Below are 20189 nucleotides of genomic sequence, written 5' to 3' on the forward strand. Positions count from 1 at the left end.
ATTGACCTTTCAAGCAAGAATTTTCAACGTGATTCACCTCCCAGATATGATTACTCATCGCTCGGAATTCTTCGGTTATCGCCCGGTATCTCGACGCCCTTGGTTGCGTAAAGTTATGACCATCCTCATGACGGTTTGCGTAGTTTTGGTCGCCCAAGCGTTGACTCTCGATCAACTGCGAGCCGATTCCGCTGGTCGTCCGAATCTTGTCTTGATCCTCGCGGATGACTTGGGATACGGGGATGTCGGTTTTCATGGGTCGACCGAGGTGCGCACGCCGAACTTGGATCGGCTGGCGAGTGAAGGCCTGATGATGACCCAGATGCGAGCCAATTGCACGGTTTGCTCGCCGACCCGCGCCGCGATCTTGACTGGCATATACGCCGACCGCGCTGGGGTCCCCGGAGTGATTCGAACGAAGCCTGAAAATTCGTGGGGTTATTTGAAGCCCGGACTTCCGACGCTGGCCGATCGGCTCGGCGAAGCCGGTTATCACACCGGCATCGTCGGGAAATGGCACCTCGGGCTGACGGCCGAGAATCATCCATGCCGGCGTGGGTTTGATCATTTCCACGGTTTCCTCGGCGACATGATGGATGATTACTACACCCATCGTCGCGAGGGCTTCAATTACATGCGGCTTAATGAAACCGAGATCGAGCCGACCGGTCATGCGACGGAGTTGTTTACGCAATGGGCGATCGATTACATGAAAGAACAATCCGGCGCACCGGAGAAGCCGTTCTTTTTATACCTGGCGTACAATGCGCCGCATTTCCCGATTCAGCCGCCCGAGGAGTGGTTCCAGAAAGTTCGCAACCGTGATCCTGAATTGACGGAAGCACGGGCCAAGAATGTCGCATTCGTGGAACACTTGGATGACCAAATCGGCGTCCTGTTGAAACGAATGGATGAACTCGGATTGCGTGACAATACGCTCCTGGTGTTCACATCCGACAATGGCGGATCACTGCCACATTCGCAAAACAATGATCCTTGGCGGGACGGCAAACAAAGCCACTATGACGGCGGATTGAAAGTGCCATACGTTGTCCGGTATCCCGGTAAAGTGAAGGCGGGTAGTCAGAGCGATTATCAAGGACTGAACTTTGACTCGTTTGCCACTTTCCTTCAGTATGGCGGTGTTCGGACTCCTGACGATATCAACGCCGTCGGATTGAAAGAGCATTTCGAGGGTGGGCCGGCTCCGGATTCGGATCGCGAATTATACTTCGTCCGACGGGAGGGCGGGGCGGCCTATGTTGGGCACGCCTACCACGCACTGATTCGAGGCAAATGGAAGCTGATGCAGAACGACCCGTTCTCGCCGCTGCAATTGTTTGACCTCGAGAACGATCCACAGGAAACCACCAATGTGATCGACGGAAATCGTCAAGTTGCGATGTCGATGAAAAAAGCGTTGGCCGGTCACATTCAAATCGGCGGTCACACGGCTTGGCAGGGGCCTCGGGACGAATAGGTTCGGCTACTGCCGCAATCATACAAGGCCGACGCGGAACTACTCGTTGGTTTCATCAGCCGTACCGCGTTAGCGGCGGTTAACGGATCGCAAACCGGGGTTAACGCCGAATGGCAAATTGCTGTAATTAGTTCCCCGATTTAATCACATCAAGCGAGACGAGTTCGGATGCTGGTCGGCTTGTTAGCCGTTCGCGCCGATCCGGCCTCGCGGGCCGAGGCGGCCGAACATGCGGTCGAGTTCGTCGCGGCTGAAGAACAACGCGGTCGGTCGTCCGTGCGGACAGTGATGCGTATCTTGATACAAATCCTTTTGTTCGAGCAAACTCGTGATTTCTTCCGGTGACAAGGGATCGCCCGCCTTGACGGCGGCCTTGCATGCGACGGTGCTGAGCAAATGGTTCAGCAGATCCTTCGGGTTGGGATCGCGGCCCGCTCCCATCACGGACTCGAGGATCGTTCGCAACATTTCAGCCGGGCCGCGATTGGGCAGGATCGCTGGGTACGATTGAATCAGAATCGTCTCGCCGCCGAACTCTTCGATTTCCAAACCGATCCGCGCGAGCGTGTCTTTGACTTCCAACGCCGCCGATCGTTCCGCCGGCGTGAGTGAGACCGGTTCGGGGACCAGCAGTCTCTGTGATTCGAGCGATGAGTTCTCGCCGAGGACCTTCTTGCACACTCGTTCGTAAAGAACCCGCTCGTGCAAGGCGTGTTGGTCGATCACGACCATGCCCTTTTCGTCCTGGGTGACCAAGTATCGATTGTGGACTTGGAATCCGAGATAGCAGACACTCGGGCCGCGTGGCGCACCGTTTTCTGCACTGAGGTTTTCTACACTGGGGTTTTCTACACTGGGGTATTGCGGCGAAGACGGATTCCACGCCACACCTTCGGGCGGCGTCGACGAATCCGCGTCCCACGGAGCCATCTCCGGCGGACCGGGGCGTCCAACGTTGCCGCTGGTTGCCGCTGGGTTGGTTGCGAACGAAGAACCGCTCGACGGAAATGGCTGGAACTCGGGGGTACCGCCAAGGATGGAAGACGGCGACGGGTTGATCCGGTGTGTGGAGGCTAATGATTCCGATCGAGGTGATTCGGTGCCCGTTCTCGCCCAATCGATCACGGATTGGCGTTGGACATCGACGTCGTGTGAGCGCATCCCCATGACCGATTCGCTAGGTGTTCGCAGCGCATCGTTTTGGATCGGCTCGGGGGCCGGTGCCGGGCCGACGCGGTGGGTCATGTCGGTCGCGAGGAACCGTTGTCGAAGCGTCTGCAGCAATCGACTGTAGACGCGACCGCTGTCGGTGAACCGCACTTCCAACTTAGCCGGGTGGACGTTCACGTCGATCATCTCGGGCGGCATCGTCATCCGCAAGAAACACACCGGATGCCGACCGACCATCAATAGCCCGCGGTAAGCCTCACCGAGGGCATGTTGCAACGCACGATCACGGATGTGTCGACCGTTGAGAAATAGATACTGCATCCGGTTGTTGCCGCGATTGACCGACGGGTCGCAGGCGTATCCGCTAATCTTAACTTGCGCGTCGTCGTTTTCGATCTGGATCAATGATTCGGAGATTTCGGTACCAAAGAACGCTTCGATGCGATCGGCCCACCGAACCGTCGGTAGCAGGTCGAACATGTCCTTATCGCCGTTTCGCAAAACGAAGTGGACTTTCGGATTGGCCAGCGCCAACCGCGTGAACGCTTCAACGATGTGCCCTCGTTCGGTTTGCGGTGTTTTGAGAAACTTGCGTCGAACGGGTGTATTGAAGAACAGGTTGCGGACTTCGATCGTGGTGCCGACCGGGCAACCACACGGGCCGGGTGATTCGATCACGCCGCCGCGGATATCGATTTGGCTGCCGCTCGGTTCGCCTTCGGCGCGGCTGCGGATCGTCATTTGCGAAACGCTCGCGATCGACGCGAGCGCTTCGCCGCGAAATCCGAGGGTGCCGACATGGAACAGCGAGTCATCGTCGGGCAGTTTACTGGTCGCGTGGCTGGTTACGGCCAATGGCAATTGATCGGCGGTCATCCCGCAACCGTCGTCGCTGATCCGGATCATCTCGACGCCGCCACCGTCGATCGTCAATTCGATCCGCGACGAGCCCGCGTCGATGCTGTTTTCGAGCAACTCTTTGACGACCGAAGCGGGACGCTCGATTACCTCGCCCGCAGCAATCTGGTTGACCAATTGCGGCGGAAGCTGCCGGATGATTCGGGGCCCGGATACAACGCATGGAGGATGGTCGAGGGTCGAAGCGGCACCGTCGGAAGTTTGAGGATGGTTCATCCCTTTAATGTAACGCCGTGATGCGGTCGAACAATCGCTATTGATCGGGCAAGTTTTCCAAGTCCAGACGATCTTGCGGTCGACCGGCGGCCTGCTTCATTGCTCGAATCCACCTCAAACTCGCGAAAGGACGCCCGTTTCGGATGATCGCGGTGTCAAACAAAGCGTTCAAATTTTCGCCGGGCATTGACGGAATAAAATCGAACAAGTCCAAAAAGCCCAAGTCCGTGCCGAGCATCATCAGGTGCGTTTGGCGCACGTAGTCAAACGTTACCGGATAGGACGTCTCGATCCCCGTGGTGGGATCGATGTCATCTCCAATCCAATAAGCGTGAATTTGAATTAAAGCTTCAGCGAGTCGATGTTCGGACTCCGTGGTGCGTCGGAACACTACATCGACGTCTTCGGTGGCTCTCGCGAACCCATGAATGTTGACCGCGTGTCCTCCGATGATGACCATCGGGATATCGAATTTGAGCAGATGATCGGCCACCGCCAACGAGGACAGGTCATTCATGGCTGCTGGGCTCCGGCAACCCTAGCAGCCGCGTCTGCAAACGCTCGACCGCCTCACGTCGTCGTTTGTGATGATTCCTCGCCATGAACGCTTGGTAGGCGATCGCGTCGCTGCGGATCGCCCGCATCGCGTCGCGTTGCAACCGCTCGACGATTTGCAGGTGTTCTTCAGTGGATCGCGATTGTGCGATCCGGCGACGGTGCCGGGTCATCGCGGCGGTGCGTGCTGCGATATCGGGTCGATTCAGATCGGGTACGTTCATACGTCCTCCGTCGCGGCGATGATCCAGCCGCCGCCCAGGACTCGTTCGTCGTCGTACACCACGGCGGCTTGACCGGGTGAGATGGCTGATTGTCGGTTCTCGAATCGTACTTGGAATCGGGTGGGATCGTTTGGGTCAAGGTCCACGTGGGCGGCGTGAGGACGGCCGTTGTATCGAAATTGCACGCTGACCCGATCCGGCAAAGATTGCGGGTCGATCAACCAGTTCGCTTGATCGGCGGTAAGTCCGGGAGCCATCAGGTCATCGGCACTGCCGAGCACGACCCGTTTGGTTTCCGGTTCGATCCGCACGACAAAATGGGGCGTGCCCAACGCGACACCGAGACCCTTGCGTTGACCGATCGTGAAGGCTTCGAAACCCGCGTGAGTGCCGACGACTTTTCCGTCGGTCAAGACAATCTCGCCGGCCGTGGCACCGACCATTTCTGGACGGCGCGATTTGACGAAATCGCTGTGGTGGCCCTGGGTCACGAAACAAATCTCTTGGCTGTCTTTCTTTTCCGAGACACCTAGGCCGAGCGAAGTGGCAATTTCCCGGATACGGGTTTTCTCGAAATCGCCGACCGGCAACATCATCCGCGACAATCGGGACCGGCCGATGCCGAACAAAGCGTAGGACTGGTCCTTGTGCCCGTCCAAGCCGCGGTGCAGTTCGCGAGTGCCATTGCGTTCGACGATACGCGCATAATGCCCCGTCGCGACGAAGTCCGCTTCGACGCCGTCGGCGAAGTCGAACAGTCTGCCGAACTTGATCCAGTGGTTGCATTTGACGCATGGATTGGGCGTGCGGGCGGCCAAGTAATCGTCGACGAAATAATCCACGATTCGTCGAAAGTCTTCCTGCAAATCAAGCGAATAGAAGGGAATATCCATCGACATCGCTACTCGCCGGGCGTCGGCGGCGTCGGTCGCACTGCAGCACCCCTGCTTGTGGTCGGCACGCTTCCCCTCGGCCGCCGAACCGCCGAAATTGCCTAGTACGGGCAGGTTCAGCGGATTGACATTCGTTTCGCCGTCGGATTCGATTCGGCAGGCCGACGCGGAGGCTTCACCGTGGCGCATGAAGACGCCGATGACTTCGTGACCGGCTTGAATCAGCAGGTGGGCGGCGACGCTGGAATCAACGCCCCCACTCATCGCGAGAACGACGCGAGACATGTATAAACAATCCTAGTTAGATTTCGTACGTTTTCCCCATCATACCCTCGGAGCCCGATTCGTCATGGACGCAGAACTCGTAAATCGCAGCAAATCAATCCAAGCTCGCCTGAAACAACTGCAGGACTCTCTTTGACCACGCCGGCAAACTAACTGAAATCGAATCGATCGAAAACCGAATGTCCGCTCCGGACTTTTGGGATCATTCCGACGCCGCCCAAAAAGTCATCATGGAACTCAAATCGCTCAAAGCGGTGGTGGGGCCGATGGACGATTTGGTTCAGTCGGTCGAAGACCTCGAAGCACTTTTCGAAATGGCCGAGGAAGATGAATCCATCGTCGGCGAAGTTCGCAGTGAAATTGACAGGCTCGAAAAGGTGCTCGAGGATCTTGAACTGAAGGCATTGTTGTCCGGACCGAATGATGGGGCCGGCGCGATTTTGTCGATCTATGCGCGCGACGGCGGCACCGACGCGAACGATTGGGCTGAAATGCTGTTGCGGATGTACTCGGCATGGGCGGTCGCCCACGAATACAAAATCGAATTACTCGACCGTCAAGAAAACGAAGAAGCCGGAATCAACCGCGCCTCCATCGCGATCCGCGGTCCGATGGCGTACGGATATCTCAAAGGCGAAGAAGGCGACCACCGATTGGTGCGGATCAGCCCGTTCAACAGCGAAGGCAAACGGCAGACCAGCTTCGCGGCCGTCAGCGTGGCTCCCGAGATCGATGATTCGTTCGAAGTCGACGTCCAGAAAAAAGACGTCCGCGAGGACACCTTCCGCGCGTCCGGTGCCGGCGGCCAGCACGTCAACAAGACCGACAGCGCGATCCGCCTGACCCACATCCCGACCAACACCGTCGTGCAGTGTCAAAACCAACGCAGCCAACACCAAAACCGAGACACGGCTTGGAAGATGTTGCGTGCCAAGTTGGCCCGACTCGAAGAAGAACGTCGTGAAGCCGAAGACGCGAAGAAATACGAAACTCAAGCCCGCACCGGGTTCGGAAGTCAAATCCGCAACTATTTCCTGCATCCCGATCAACGGGTCAAGGACTCGCGGACGGGTCACTATGTTGGGAATTTCGAAAGCGTGCTTGACGGTAGTGAATTGCAGGGATTCTTTGAGGCGTTCTTGCGACTCAAGGCGGGCAAGACGCAAGCGGTGGCCGATGATGACGATTAGTTGGGCTACCGCAGGTGAGGGCTGACGAAACGCTGCTCGCGAAAAGAAATTTGCCCGGGCGCGAATCGCAACCTAGTCTTCTACGGACTTGAATCTCGCTCCCCGTGAACGCTTGCACGCTCGTGTTACTGATCCGCCGTTTTTGGGCTCCCGTCGTCATCCTCATCATGGTCGCTATCCACGCGGCGGTGATCGGGTATGTACGCAGCCGCGTTAACCGATTGAGCCATTTGCAGGTCAACTCGGTCGAGATCGGGCGTTTGCGTTTTCAAAATGTCAGCGAACCGAACTTTATCTATCAACTCCAACTTCATGCCGTCGTCGATCCCAGCCATTTATTTCGTGGCGAACAATCGTTGACCCAGTCTCGCATGGAAATCATCGAGTCGTCCGAGCAAATGCTCCGCCAAGTCGATGCGAATTGGCTCGCCGACCCGCTGCACAAAGAGATCCGTGAACGGTTGATGGATGCCGTCTTGCAAAACCTCAACGAACCGCTCGTCCAGAGAGTCTTGATTACCGATTGGCTAAAAATCCCCGCCAATACGGCAGCGGCACCGATGCTGTAACAAGCAAATTGATTTAGAATCGCGGGATGCCTGAATCCATCGAAGACCGCGTCATCCGCCTGGAAATCCAACTCGCTCACACCGAGCGGATTTGCGAACAGCTCAACGAGGTCGTCACGTCGTTGTCACGTGGTGCCGACGAACGCGATCGACTTATCAAGCGACTCGTCGAGCAAGTTAAAGACCTCAAGGGCAAGGTCGAAGATCCGGGCGGTGCCGAAGACGAGAAACCACCGCACTACTGAGGATCCGGGCTTGCGGGCTCCGAATAGTGGCTTATTTGCCTTAGGCGGCTACGCCGCAAGCATACAAGCCCGACGCACAACGGCGTGTTGATTTAGTTCTCATCGAAACCCGAAGCGTGAGCGAGGGATACTTAAAAGAGAATTAATGGCGATCAATCCCTCGCTGACGCATCGGGTTACGATTAAACCAACACGCCGACAAGCGAGTGGACTCGTTGACTACGAGATCTTAAACAAGACCGGATTCGTTTCGGGTTCGGTCGTCCAGGTTCTGTCCTTCGTCAAATTTCCGGAGCCGAAGACGGAAGCCCAGCGTAAAATTCGAACGACTGTGATCCGTCCGATCCGACGTCGACTGAACTTACGATGGACATGGATCGATGCCTTGTTCCACGGTTGAACCACGACATAGATGCGGTGATAACCTTGTTGATTGAGGTGCTTGACCGCAAACGCCAGCAATCGTTGATAGGTTCCCTTTCCGCGAACAGACGGATCGATGTAGGCGCAATAGATCCAAGCTTGGTCGGCATCAAATAGAAGGCGAAATCCAAGGTTCGATTCGATAAAGCTTTCCACCCCACCCCACACGCCACCTTGAAAGTCAGTGGGAGCATCAGCGGCCCCGACGGCGAAGCCGTAATCATTTTGCGTCGTTTCGATCGGCACCGAATTCCAAGTCTTCTCGCGCAGTCGTTGGCGATCATCGCAGTCCATCACGACTTGATAAACCAGATCATCGTTGGCCGATTGATCGGCGAGTTGCCGCAATGAATCAACATCCAATTCAAATACGTCACCCATTGAGAATCGGAACAACCAAACCGGTACGATTCGGTTGAACTGGATTTCGAGGAGGTTCACCAATCCTCGTCGACGAATCTTTTGGATCAGTGCCATCATCCCAGTTCACGTTCCAGTTCGTCACCATGCGTTTCGGCGTATTCCAAGCTGGCTTGCACTTCCTTGCCGGCAGTCCAATAGAAAATGGTCCCCATGATCGCCAAGACGACCTTGACCAATTCAAACACCAACGCGACCAACGTTCCCGATGCGTCGGTCACTCGGGCGGGCACGAGGTGATAGAGCGTTTCAATGGTCGCTTCGAGGACACCCACGCCGGCGGGAGTAATCGGCAACGCCGAGGCGAGCATCCCGATCGGAACGATCACAAAATGTTCCGCGAAAGTGGGAGGAGACGCGTACATCGCATTGGCGATCAAGCACAAACTCACGACCAATAATCCTTGAACGCCGACGCTCATCAAAAGCGACAATCCGAACGCCCATGGATGTACATGGAACGTCCGCAGAGGCGGGCCGATCTTGACGATCGCTGGTCCGATCAAGGCAACGTTTGACAAACGCTTGATCATCCGATCGACCACCCGTCCGCCGAACACCAAAAACGCCAGTACGAACGTGCCTACCGTTGCCAGAATACCGACCAGCCACTTGATGTCGTTGATCCCGATCCCGTTGAACTCGAAAGTGTCCGATGATTCTCGCATCATTAAGCCGAGGACGACAAGCAACAACAGTCCGTACAACCCGCTGCCTCGGTCCACAACCACCGAAGCAACCGCCTCGACGCGTTGTCCTGGGCTGCGTCGGGCCAGAAAAACCGCTTTGAAAAGATCGCCACCGACGCTGCCGACGGAAACGAAACTCAACAGAAAACAAATCGAACTCAACCGCAGCGATTCGATCAGGCTCAACGCGATCCCTTGGCACCGCACCAAGACCCACCAACGAACGAAGGACAGGATGATGGCGATCAGTGCGACGCCCCAAGCGGCCGCCAAGACCGGGTAACTGATCGACCGCTCGCGGAGTCTTTCCCAATCTTCCGGATCCATCCGCCATAACAGATATCCGATGATGACCATCGGCACCATGAATTTGGCCAGATTCAACAGAATCGTCTTGAGTCGTTGCGACATGAATGACTTGCCTACCGTATCAACCAATCGCGAAAACCATCGACCATCCTCGAGGGTTCCTCCGCAGCATATTGGATGAGCCAAAACAGCATCACGACCGCCAGTCCCATCGCCGCCCAGCCTCGCCGTGGATAAGGCGGTGATGTCAATCGAATCTCTTTTTTGAGATGGATCCGCAAAGACCGCCAAAAAGCGTCCGAAAGAGCCGGTTCGAAAGCAAGGACGCTGATGCAATCGTGACCGGGCGTGGCATCGAGTCGCAAGTGAGCGTTAACTTGAGGCAGGTAAACTTGATGCTGTTCATGATCCACTACGGCGGTCGTGTCGATCGCGTTGGTCGCACGGACCAAGGCGCTGAATAACGCGTCGGAAGTTCGTCCGTAGACCACTAACTTGGAACGACTGTTGATGATCAACAAACAGCCAAACAAAAAATACAACAGCAACAGCGGCACCCAAACCCAAGGTCCGAGCAAGTAGGCCGTCGCTTTGGGAAAGAACAGCTCCATCGGTCCCACGACGACCAGTCCGCAGATCGCGGACAAGACCGCTGCGGTGTCTCGACCGCCCGTTGTGACCCATGCTTTGCCGCTGACACGAATCGCCGCAAGACAGATCAGATATAAAATCAAGGGCGTGAACGCAACTGCCGCTTCAAAGGGTTCAAACATTCGTCGATGCCTCGCTGTCAGAGGCGTTGGAGGTACTGGCGTCCGATGGAGTCTTCTCGGGGTGAGTCTTCTCGGGGTGAGTCGGGTCGGGGTGAGTCGGGTCGGCGTCACGAACAGCGTGCCCGTCAGGGACCGGTGTCACACTAACCATGGCGATGATCGTTTGCCCCGCTTTGGGAATGAGCGGACTGTCGATCGTGTTGATCGTCAAGCTACGGTCCGGATTCAAGGCGCACATCACGACGGCTTCGTCCCCATATTTGTCCAGGAAATCTTCGTAGGTGTAGTTCGCCGTGAGGTTCGTCGATTTCATGGAGGCTCCGGCCGCGTGCATTTCACTCAGTCGCGTGTAAGTGAGGCCTTCGCCGAATAACTCGCGGCCCATCAGGTTCTTGGTGAGTCCGCGTCGACCCGACATGTGTTTCGTTTTGAATGTTAGTTGATACAACTGGGACGAATCGAATCGTATTTTGCATTCCCGCAACGCAAGCGAATTGACTTCGTCGTTGGGCGTCATCGCCAAGAACCGTCCGATGCCGGCTAAATCGAGTTCGTCGCGAACATGCTCGTTGAGAATGTTGACGCATTCGGCGCGAATCCCTTCCATCCTGGCTTTGGAAATCTTGTTGAAGTTGGTGTCGACGAGCAATATCGGTACATTCCCATTTCGAAGTTCCAAGGCGAAATCGCGTACCCAAGCGTCGGCACCGGCGATCAACACTCCGTGGCTTGTTTCATCGGCCAAACGTAAGAATTTGGCGAGCGGCCCCGCAGCCATTCCATAAACCGCGACCGTCCCGATGATCACTAAAAAGGTGACCGTGGCGAGTTGGTCCGATCCGGGGATGTTGAGGTCGGTACGGCTCTCCATCCCGAGGGCAAACACGCTACTGACGGCGGCGGCCACAATCCCGCGGGGAGCCAAGCCGGCAATGAAGGTCTGTTCGCGGTAATTCAGCGGGCTGCCCAAGAGCGATAGGTAGACCGACAGCGGGCGAACGACAAAGACCAATGCCAACACCAATCCGATACCAGGCAATCCGATCGCGCCGATGTCCGCCAAGTTGACCCGGGAACCCAGCACAATAAATAGGCAACCGATCAGCAACGTTCGTAAGTTTTCCTTCAGCTCGATGATATGTTCGACATCGAAATGCTTTTGATTCGTTAGCCAGATTCCCAGCACCGTAACGGTGATCAGGCCCGATTCGTGGGCCAAACGATCGCTGATGGCGAACAGCAACAGCGCCAATGACAGCGCGGTCACTCCGTGTAAATGATCGGGCACCCAAAAACGTCGCAGGGCCTGAGTCAACAAAGCCCCGCCTGAACACCCCAGTGCCAACCCCACGATTGCGGTCCAAGTCAACGACATGAGCACCGACGTAAATTCCGGCCGAGAATGCTGTAGCAACACCTCTTCGTAAACCAACACCGCCAAAACCGCGCCGATCGGGTCGATGACGATTCCTTCCCACTTCAACGTCGACGCCACTCGGCGACTCGGCCGAACCTGACGCAATAACGGACCGATCACCGTCGGCCCGGTGACGACCAGAATCGCGCCCAGCAACGCGGAGAGTTGCCAACCGAAATCCAAAATATAGTGAGCCGCGACGGAATTCCCTACAAACGACAAGAGAGCGCCGACGGTGACCAATCGCAATGACGCCGAACCCGACTCGGTCAATTCACCGATCTTCAGGCTCAATCCGCCCTCGAACATGATCACGGCGACCGACAACGCCACCAGCGGAAACAGTAAATCCGATCCGGCGGTTTGGTCGCCGTGAGTCAACTCGGCAAGAAACGCATCCGGTTGAACGAACAACCCCAACATCACGCCGAACAGCAACAGCACCAAAATGCTCGGAAAACCTGTTCGCCAAGCGAGCCACTGGGCGGACACACCCAAGGCAGGCACCAAAGCAAGGTAGAGTAGGAATTCCATGCTCGGGCAAAAGGAGGTTGAAAGGAGCTGAAAAAAATTCAAAGGCTGACGATAGCGTACTATCCATGGCAGGCCATTCCCATCCCACCGTAGACATTGAAGCTGCGGTTTTCAGATCCAAGGGGTCGCGAACTCGCATTGATTTGGCTTATCGTGCTCGTACTTAGCCGTTGGCGGTGCTCGTGCTCGCTTTCATATTCGGCAGTGCTTTTCGAGTACGAGCACGAGCACCACTTCATTGGGCAAGAGCACGGTCAACCGATCGATGGCACCACCCTCAAACTGATCAGTCGCGTTATGATGAAGGCAACGTGTTCGCCCCCCAACTTCCGTCCTCTAACCGCCTTTGGAGAGTCTCGTGTCGATCCTGCTTCTGATCGACGGGTACAACCTGATCGCTCCGATGGCGGCACCGTCACAGAGGCGTTCGATACGAGCCGAGCTAACGCGGGAGGGTTCGAAGCCGTGGTTATTGACCGAACGTGAAAAATTGCTTGCCCGCTTAGCCGAGCATTTAGACGAGCCGGTTCGGACGCGAACTTGTGTCGTATTCGATGCCAAAAATGCTCCAGCGGGTCAGCCTTCTTCGTTGACCCACGCGGGCATCGAAGTGCGTTTCGCCGTGGACCATCCCGAGGCGGACGATCTGCTCGAAGAACTCATCCGCCGACACCATCATCCCAAGCAGTTGACGGTGGTTTCATCGGACCACCGGATCCAAGCAGCCGCGAAACGAAAGCGAGCTTCATTCATCGATTCAGAACCTTGGTATGACGCGCTGGAAGAAGGCGTCGTGTTGCTGGGTTGGACCCCATCGAAACGTCGCGAGAAACCTCCGACCGACCGATCTGACGCTAAGGCGATCGAACCGCCGTCATTACCTGATTTGGATATTTCCGACGAAGATTTACAGGGGTGGATCGACGGCTCACCCTTCCGATTCGATTCTTAAACTTACCTCACCCAATTCAGGCCAATCGCCGTCACGTCGCAAGACGATTCGCAATTCGTTATGGTCTCGGATCGCCGCCCGTACGTCGATACGAATTGGTTCTGCGGATGTGTCCGATTGGAGCGATTGTTCGTTCAACTCGATCAAGACAATCTGGCCGACATGTCCCAACATTTCAACGTCCAAACGATCCGTAGTGGTTAAGCCCGTCGGTCGATTGAAGCGACGAGTGAACGCCACGCGATGATCATCAACGGTGCATGCTTCACGCGTCCACGGATGGCGAAGCCGAATGCGATGAACCATAACTTGAACTTGCAAAAACAAACTTAGAAGAGTCTTACCTTTGAAAGGTTCCACCAATCTTTCGTTCGAGTCAACCATTGTTGAGCCGATGAAGTCACCGCGGACGTTTGCGTTGACGGTCGCCTACGACGGAACGGAGTATTCGGGTTGGCAAGTTCAACCCGGACGCAAGACCATTCAAGACGAACTCGAAAAGGCGGCGCGACCGTTGGCCGGATGTCGGCCGGATGAACCGTCATTTCGAATCCTCGGTAGCGGACGTACCGACGCAGGAGTTCATGCGCTCGGTCAGGTGGCGCGATGCATGATGCCGCGCTGGCCTGCGAGTCCTCAGTCGCTGTTGTTGGGGATCAACTCGAAGCTTCCCGAGGACATACGTGTTGTATCGATTCGCGAGGCGGTCGATCGATTTCATCCCATCGCCGATGCGATCGGGAAGCGATATCAATATCAGATTCAATTCGGCGGCGACCGTAGTCCATTCGACTATCGAACGTGGCATCGCGTCGTCAAGCCGCACGATACGGGTCAGTTGCAGCGAGCCGCCGAGCGTTTGATCGGGACTCACGACTTCGCCGCGTTCCAGGCCGCCGGAGCCCCCCGCACGAGCACGGTGCGGACGATTTCGTGGAGCCGATGGCGTTTGGCGGACCAGCATTCGGCGGAGAAATGGATCTATGAAGTCGAGGGCAACGGATTTCTCTATAACATGGTGCGGAATTTGGTCGGCACGATGTTGGAGGTGGCTCGCGGCCGACGGCCGGTCGAGTGGATCGACGAGGTGATCGCGTCGCGCGACCGGAAACAAGCCGGACCCACCGCGCCACCGCACGGGTTGTTTTTATGCCGCGTGGACTATCCAGACGAGCTGTTTCTTTCCTCAAACTGAATGTTCATCGAAACTTAACGCACGGGATCGCAAAACCGTGTGAAATAGACTCTTTCGATCTCCGCGTGTTGGTTCGCGGGATTGTTTGCCGATTGGTAAAATTGAGAGTCTGTTCGTTTCATCCAACCCAAGCACACCATGTCTGGTGAGAGCCCCCATCCTGCATCGCTCAAGTCGGGATCCCTGAAATCAGGCGATTTGACCTCGCCTGGTTCGCCCGATGCGCCTCGGCCGATTCTCGATGAAGAGACTCGTGCTCTGGTGAAGCGTTCCTTGGCCTCGGGCGTATTGACACTTGCGGAAATCAAAACGGTCGTCGCGTCACTGATGGCTGACGACGTTTCGATCGATTGCAAACGATTGACCGAAGGTCTGCAGAACGCGGGATTGCTGACCCGATGGCAGGCCAGCAAACTGTTGGCCGGCAAGAGCAAAGGCTTCTACCTCGGCGCGTACAAACTGCTCCGCCCGCTCGGCAAGGGTGGTATGGGTATGGTCTACCTTGGTGAACACCATGTGATGAAACGCCAGATGGCGTTAAAGGTGTTACCACCGGACGCACTGAAAGACGCTCGGCGGATCGAACGCTTTAAAGAAGAGGCCCGCGCCTCGGCACAATTGGATCATCCCAACATCGTTCGTGCTTACGACTTCAACGAAGCGGGCAGCAAGCTTTATATCGTGATGGAATTTGTCGACGGCATCGACTTGCATCAAGTTGTCGCCCGCGACGGGGTGATGTCGATCGACGCTGCGATCGATGCGATTACTCAGGCCTGTCAGGGTTTAGCTCACGCGCACGAACGAGGCGTCATCCACCGAGACATCAAACCCTCAAACTTGATGCTTCGTAGTGATGGCGTGGTGAAAGTCAGTGACATGGGGTTGGCTCGCATCGGATGGTCCGACGCGGAGGATTCGAACGATTCCAAGCGGTTACTCGGAACTGCCGACTTTGTGGCACCCGAACAGGCGCTCAACAGCAAGACCGTCGACGCTCGCGCCGACATCTATTCACTCGGTTGCACGCTGTATTTCTTATTGACGGCTCGGTCCCCGTTTCGAGGTGAGAATCTGGCGCAGCGACTCGCCAAGCATCAGACCGCACCGATTCCTAACGTCCGTGAACTGCGAGAAGACTGTCCGCCGGCGCTGGCTAATTTGCTCGTTCGAATGATGGCCAAGAAGCCCGCCGATCGCCCTTCGTCGGCCGCAGATCTGCTGACTCAGCTCGAACGTTTGCGGGGTGGCCCGTCAGCCTCCCATGCGAAGCATGAACACCTTGCCGCGATGGTGAGCGGATCGGACACGGCGATCGATGATAAGCTCTACCAAGCAACGATGGACGACAGTTCGATCGATCAGACCACGGCGGTGGAAGTGATCGAGGCCGTCGAGGTGCTTGACGATTTTGATTTCGCATCATTGCCGCCACTCGAAGCCGGGGGCGGATTCCCTGACCCGCTGTCGAACTCAAACGCCCCCGGAAATGGCCTCGCGGTTCACCCATCGATACCCTCACAGCAGGGCCGCCCGATCGGACAGCCCGGATATCGCAACACTCCCGCGACGATGCAAGCGGCTCGATCCTCGAGCGATGGCCAAATGGTGATCCTGGGGGTAGGGCTGGCGATCGCCGTGTTAGCGTTGGTTCTCGTCGTCGGTGTGGCCGCTTACATGGTTTCGCAACCGCTGCCGGATCCCAAGACTCCATACAAAGCAACCGAACCAGGCAAACGAGTTATCGTGGTAACTGACTGAGAGGATTGTTGGTAAGCTATCCCGGCCTTGCTCTCCCCTTCTTTTGCCCAACTTCACCCGATAGACGGTTTCGACATTGGCCTCGACTGCTTCCCAAACGGCTCAGCTTGTCCTGTCGACCGGAAGTCGCGCCGGATTGATTGCTCCCGTTCATTTGGGTTACTACTTGATCGGACGCGATCGTGAGTGCCAAATTCGCCCGAAAACACGATCAGTTTCGCGGCTTCATTGTTTGGTCTATTTCGGTGGCAAGCCGCCCGAGCCGTTGTCGAATTTGCGACCCGACGCGCCCGGCGATGATACCATCGGCGAGTCGCAGCTTAGTTTTCACGTGCTCGATCTCAATAGCACCTCCGGAACCAAACTCAATGGCGAAAAAATTCCGCCTCGAAAATGGCACCGGGTCGACAGTGGGACCGAACTGAGATGCGGCAAGATCGCTTGGCAAGTCCTCGTGCCAAAACCCGATTCAGCGCCCAGTTCACTGGCGATACCCTCCTCGGCGACGTCTTCGTCAGTAACGCCAGAGGAATCATCAGAGCATTCGGTCGTCGCATCAAACTCGTCTCCCTCGGCCAAGTCTTCCGATTCGCGAGCGAATCCGGTTCCCCCCGCCGATGAGGCCAAGCCGCAAGCCGATTCGGCCCGGTTGACGCCCGCCACACCTAGTTCTGATCCGGCTAAAAAGGATCGGCGGGTGGTGGCGAAGGTGGACGATGGGATGCTCAGCGGAGGCGCATGGCAGGAAGCGGACGTGGCGGCGTTCTTGGCCGCTCACGACGACGCTGATCGGGAAAATCGGTACGAATCGATCCGATCCAACGCAAAACTTTACGCCGATGATGATTCTCATGTGTTTGACGACGACGACCTGCTCGACTCCGAAGGGAGCTATTGCGACGAGTCGGTTTCCGATATCGAATTGTCCGAAGCACAGACTGAAGTTGAATTCAGCACTGAATCCGCTGAGGTCAAATCGACCGCTGGACCCAAGTTGACGCCCCAGGAGCAACGAAAGAAAGACGCCCGGGACAAGGCGGAAGCGGCCCGCAAGGCAAAAACAGAAAAGAAGAAAAAAGCGGACGCCAAGCGAGCGGCGAGGATGGCGGGTGATGGCACGAACCCCTTGATCGAAAAGATCAAATTCATCGCTACGGTGGCTTTGGCGGTTTGTGTGCTCGGTTTAGCCATTTATCAGGCGATTCAATTCGGTTCTGGGCCGCCGCCGAAGGTCGTCGAAGGAATTGATTAGTTTTGATCGCGATGGGAGGAAACCTTGCCGGATCCAATCGTGCCAAGTTTTCCAAGGCGAACTATACTTTTGCTGTAATGCCCATCAATCCTTCCTCCGCCGCGATCACAACCAGTCCCGAGACCAATCGCGGTGCGGAGACTGACGCGACGACCGACATCCGATCGAACACAGCATCATCGGGTTCGGCGAACGCGGGGGGGCGGAGTGAACATTTCGCCGGCGAGAATCGTGTAACCGACGAAAGGCAGGGGATCGACTGGACGCGAGACGACTGGTCCGTCGATGCTCCCCCCCCGCCGATCACGCCGGCGATCCCTGGTGGCCTTTTTCAACGCTTCGGTTCGTTCATCCAAACGGTCGGTTTCGCGTTCGCGATCGTCGGGTTGCAGATGGCTCAGGGCATTCTGTTGGCCCGGTTGCTTGGTCCGGAAGGTCGCGGTCAATACGCGACCGCCGTTCTCTACGTCCAAATCCTGCTCTACATCGGTCTGTTCGGCGGGTTGGAAGTGATCTGTCGTTATGCCGCCGAAGGCAACAGCGACATCGTACGTTTGCGACGGGCGGCGATGTGGTTGGGGATCACGACGGGCGCGATCACGACAGTCGGTGTGCTCGCCTGCAATGTGTTCGCCTTGCCGGCCGACAAACAATTTCTGATGCCTCTCGGGTGCCTTTGTGGCTTGAGCATGATCGGCCAACACGTGATGCTGATCATGACAGCGATCGATCGAGGTTCGGGGCACTACACCGCTTACAACGTTCGCCGCTTCATCGCGGCGGCGGCGTTTCCTGCGCTGTTATTGATCGCGGCGGTGGTCTCTGAAGTAACGTTGGCGATGGCGTGCGTGCTGTTTGTTGCCGCTTCGTTGATTTCGATCGCGACCTGCTTGATTGGTTTACCGCGACCGCTCGTGGGGCCGAGCGAACCGCCGGTCGGACGCTTACTTTCGGAGAGTCGGCCTTATGGATTTTCCATGTTGGTCACGGATCTATTCGATCGGATGGACTTGTTATTAGTGATGTGGTTGGTGCCGCTGATCACGCAAGGCTTTTATGCCGCCATGGTCCCGGTCGTGTACCCGCTGACGGTGATTCCTAATACGCTCGGGATTTTTCTCTTCAACGCCGGAGCCGACCAGCGCCGGAGCTTAACGACGCAGGATGTGCATCGGGTTCTAGGCGGCTCGATCGCGATTCAAACCCTCTCAACGATTGCCTTCATGATGGTCATCGGACCCTTAGTCCGATTCATCTACGGTGAGGAATTCACGCCGGCGGTGGAGTTCGCGATTTGGTTGGCTCCCGTGTCGGCGATCAAAGGCATCTTGCAAGGGCTCGATAGTTACGTCAAAGGGCGAGGTCGTCCGCTGGCACCGATTCGATGCCGGATCGCTGCCGCTATTTTGATGCTCGCGATCACCGGCTGGTTGTTACCCACCGAAGGCGCAATCGCGATCGCCAAAGCAGCATTGGTCGGTCAAGTGGTCTGTTTGATTTGGTTGTCAGCGATCATTTACGGCGACGTTTCGGCGTCGAAGAATTCAAGCGGCTGATCCTCATTTAAGTCGGCGACCCGAATCGCCAACTTGCCATCGAGAATCTTTTTAAAACTGGTGCCGACGATGTCGCCCCGCCAACCTTCCAATAGGTTAGGCAAAGGCGTTCCACGTCGCGGATTTAATTCGTATGCCAGCAAGTCCTTGACATCGTCTGAATTGCCGACGATCGCGGGTGAGAGTTTGTGCTGTCGGCTGATGCACGCGATCGCAGTGGACAAGAATTGGCTGAGCATCGGCGATGCAGTCCGGACGCGGCCTCGGGCGCGACGCGGCAGATCTTCGTCGGGTGTCTCCAGTCCGACGCGGATGGCTTCGGCGATGGCATCGTATTGTTCTTGATAGTTGCGACGTTCGAGGCCGCGGATACTGCGGATTTTGCGGACATCGGACGAGCCTCGTTTGGCCAATTCCACGATCAAGTCGTCCCGCATCACGCGGCGTGGCAATCGATCTCGGGTTTGAGCCTGATCCTCCCGCCAACGCCAAAGTTGGCGAACGATCTCCAGTTGACGAGGTTTCAATCCGGAGCTGCCGCTGACCCGCTGCCAGTTTTCCGAATTTTCCGCGTCGATGACTTTCTCTTGAAGACGTTGGGTTTCCTCTTCGACCCACGCCATGCGATCAAATTCGTGGATTTGGGTGGTGATTTTAGTGTGCATCTCGGCCAAGTTGGTCACGTCTTGAAGTGCGTACGTGAGTTGATCGGTGGTCAACGGACGACGTCTCCAATCGGTCCTCGTCTCGCCTTTGGGCAGGGTCACGCCGACGAGCCGTTGGACGAGCGTCCCCAACGACGCGGGGTACTCGATTCCGACGAACCCGGCGGCCAATTGGGTATCGAATAAACCGGCGATCGGACGACCGGTGAACCGATACGCGAAGCGAATCTCTTCTCGCGCCGCATGGGCGACGACGGTGCGCCCGGGAGTGCAGAGCAAGTCCCAAAAGGCTTGAGTGTCCCCAACCGGGTAGGGATCGATGATCGCCAAATGTTCCCCGGCGGCGACCTGGATCAGGCACAATTCAGGGCGATATCGGTCTTCGGAGACGAACTCGGTGTCGAAGCCGATCACCGGCTCGGAGGCGATCCGTTGGCAAAACTCGGCGAGGTGAGTTTGGGTTTCGATCGATTCGTACGACACGATGGTTTCCTGGCA

19 protein-coding genes are annotated in these 20189 nt (G+C 56.6%); 9 read left to right on the plus strand and 10 right to left on the minus strand.

Annotated features, from left to right (window positions below):
- The first annotated feature begins 127 nt into the window (after window positions 1-127).
- Window positions 128-1480 carry a sulfatase family protein gene (locus tag Pla100_RS09470; protein ID WP_146577469.1) on the plus strand — a complete coding sequence of 451 codons (1353 nt, stop codon included), beginning with the start codon at window positions 128-130 and terminating at the stop codon, window positions 1478-1480.
- A gap of 183 nt (window positions 1481-1663) precedes the next feature.
- Here Pla100_RS09470 and mutL read toward each other — a convergent pair whose 3' ends face one another.
- The 4 genes from mutL to mnmA are packed head-to-tail and all read right to left on the minus strand — an operon-like array spanning window position 1664 to window position 5741.
- Complete coding sequence (gene mutL / locus Pla100_RS09480; RefSeq protein ID WP_146577470.1) at window positions 1664-3784, minus strand: DNA mismatch repair endonuclease MutL; 2121 nt, start codon at window positions 3782-3784, stop codon at window positions 1664-1666.
- A 37-nt stretch (window positions 3785-3821) separates the two neighbouring features.
- Window positions 3822-4301 (minus strand): hypothetical protein, encoded by a 480-nt coding sequence (locus Pla100_RS09485; protein ID WP_146577471.1) that lies wholly within the window; start codon window positions 4299-4301, stop codon window positions 3822-3824.
- Complete coding sequence (locus Pla100_RS09490) at window positions 4294-4563, minus strand: hypothetical protein (protein WP_146577472.1); 270 nt, start codon at window positions 4561-4563, stop codon at window positions 4294-4296. Before Pla100_RS09490 ends, Pla100_RS09485 begins: the two co-directional genes overlap by 8 nt.
- The gene (gene mnmA / locus Pla100_RS09495) at window positions 4560-5741 is read right to left on the minus strand and encodes a tRNA 2-thiouridine(34) synthase MnmA (RefSeq protein WP_146577473.1); all 1182 of its coding nucleotides are present in this window, start codon (window positions 5739-5741) and stop codon (window positions 4560-4562) included. Before mnmA ends, Pla100_RS09490 begins: the two co-directional genes overlap by 4 nt.
- 64 nt (window positions 5742-5805) lie before the next feature.
- Here mnmA and prfB point away from each other — a divergent pair.
- From prfB to Pla100_RS09510, 3 genes are all read left to right on the plus strand, one after another.
- A protein-coding gene (gene prfB, locus Pla100_RS09500; RefSeq protein ID WP_390620586.1) for a peptide chain release factor 2 occupies window positions 5806-6931 on the plus strand; the annotation gives its coding sequence in 2 pieces (ribosomal slippage) (window positions 5806-5874 and window positions 5876-6931; 1125 coding nt in all).
- Window positions 6932-7035: 104 nt separating this feature from the next.
- Window positions 7036-7500 (plus strand): hypothetical protein, encoded by a 465-nt coding sequence (locus Pla100_RS09505; protein ID WP_231602902.1) that lies wholly within the window; start codon window positions 7036-7038, stop codon window positions 7498-7500.
- A gap of 26 nt (window positions 7501-7526) precedes the next feature.
- Window positions 7527-7745: a SlyX family protein gene (locus Pla100_RS09510; RefSeq protein ID WP_146577474.1), complete on the plus strand. Its 219-nt coding sequence runs from the start codon at window positions 7527-7529 to the stop codon at window positions 7743-7745.
- A gap of 219 nt (window positions 7746-7964) precedes the next feature.
- On the opposite strand, the gene Pla100_RS09515 is transcribed toward Pla100_RS09510, so the two are convergent.
- Genes Pla100_RS09515 through Pla100_RS09530 form a run of 4 tightly spaced genes read right to left on the minus strand, consistent with a single transcriptional unit; the run spans window position 7965 to window position 12310 of the window.
- The gene (locus tag Pla100_RS09515) at window positions 7965-8648 is read right to left on the minus strand and encodes a GNAT family N-acetyltransferase (RefSeq protein WP_146577475.1); all 684 of its coding nucleotides are present in this window, start codon (window positions 8646-8648) and stop codon (window positions 7965-7967) included.
- Window positions 8645-9688, minus strand: coding sequence for a lysylphosphatidylglycerol synthase transmembrane domain-containing protein (locus Pla100_RS09520; RefSeq protein ID WP_146577476.1), 1044 nt, complete (start codon window positions 9686-9688; stop codon window positions 8645-8647). Before Pla100_RS09520 ends, Pla100_RS09515 begins: the two co-directional genes overlap by 4 nt.
- Before the next feature lie 11 nt (window positions 9689-9699).
- Window positions 9700-10359, minus strand: coding sequence for a hypothetical protein (locus Pla100_RS09525; protein ID WP_146577477.1), 660 nt, complete (start codon window positions 10357-10359; stop codon window positions 9700-9702).
- Entirely contained in the window at window positions 10352-12310 is a 1959-nt protein-coding gene (locus Pla100_RS09530) for a cation:proton antiporter (protein WP_146577478.1), read from the minus strand. The genes Pla100_RS09525 and Pla100_RS09530 overlap by 8 nt, the downstream gene beginning before the upstream one ends.
- A gap of 358 nt (window positions 12311-12668) precedes the next feature.
- Between Pla100_RS09530 and Pla100_RS09535 the strand changes: the two genes are divergently transcribed.
- Complete coding sequence (locus Pla100_RS09535; RefSeq protein WP_146577479.1) at window positions 12669-13262, plus strand: NYN domain-containing protein; 594 nt, start codon at window positions 12669-12671, stop codon at window positions 13260-13262.
- Here Pla100_RS09535 and Pla100_RS09540 read toward each other — a convergent pair.
- Window positions 13239-13622 (minus strand): hypothetical protein, encoded by a 384-nt coding sequence (locus Pla100_RS09540; RefSeq protein ID WP_231602903.1) that lies wholly within the window; start codon window positions 13620-13622, stop codon window positions 13239-13241. The genes Pla100_RS09535 and Pla100_RS09540 overlap by 24 nt on opposite strands.
- Before the next feature lie 34 nt (window positions 13623-13656).
- Here Pla100_RS09540 and truA point away from each other — a divergent pair, with 34 nt between their 5' ends.
- The 4 genes from truA to Pla100_RS09560 all read left to right on the plus strand — a co-directional run bounded on the left by truA (window position 13657) and on the right by Pla100_RS09560 (window position 19026).
- Window positions 13657-14457, plus strand: a complete 801-nt coding sequence (truA, locus tag Pla100_RS09545) for a tRNA pseudouridine(38-40) synthase TruA (RefSeq protein ID WP_146577712.1) — start codon at window positions 13657-13659, stop codon at window positions 14455-14457.
- Window positions 14458-14718: 261 nt separating this feature from the next.
- Window positions 14719-16218: a serine/threonine-protein kinase gene (locus tag Pla100_RS09550; protein ID WP_146577713.1), complete on the plus strand. Its 1500-nt coding sequence runs from the start codon at window positions 14719-14721 to the stop codon at window positions 16216-16218.
- A 76-nt stretch (window positions 16219-16294) separates the two neighbouring features.
- Window positions 16295-17470 (plus strand): FHA domain-containing protein, encoded by a 1176-nt coding sequence (locus tag Pla100_RS09555; RefSeq protein WP_146577481.1) that lies wholly within the window; start codon window positions 16295-16297, stop codon window positions 17468-17470.
- Between the two features lie 77 nt (window positions 17471-17547).
- Entirely contained in the window at window positions 17548-19026 is a 1479-nt protein-coding gene (locus Pla100_RS09560) for a lipopolysaccharide biosynthesis protein (protein WP_146577482.1), read from the plus strand.
- Here Pla100_RS09560 and Pla100_RS09565 read toward each other — a convergent pair.
- The gene (locus tag Pla100_RS09565; RefSeq protein ID WP_146577483.1) at window positions 18987-20174 is read right to left on the minus strand and encodes a ribonuclease D; all 1188 of its coding nucleotides are present in this window, start codon (window positions 20172-20174) and stop codon (window positions 18987-18989) included. The genes Pla100_RS09560 and Pla100_RS09565 overlap by 40 nt on opposite strands.
- Window positions 20175-20189: the final 15 nt, after the last annotated feature.

The sequence above is a fragment of the Neorhodopirellula pilleata genome, assembly GCF_007859915.1.
In the GTDB taxonomy this organism is placed as follows: Bacteria; Planctomycetota; Planctomycetia; order Pirellulales; family Pirellulaceae; genus Rhodopirellula; species Rhodopirellula pilleata.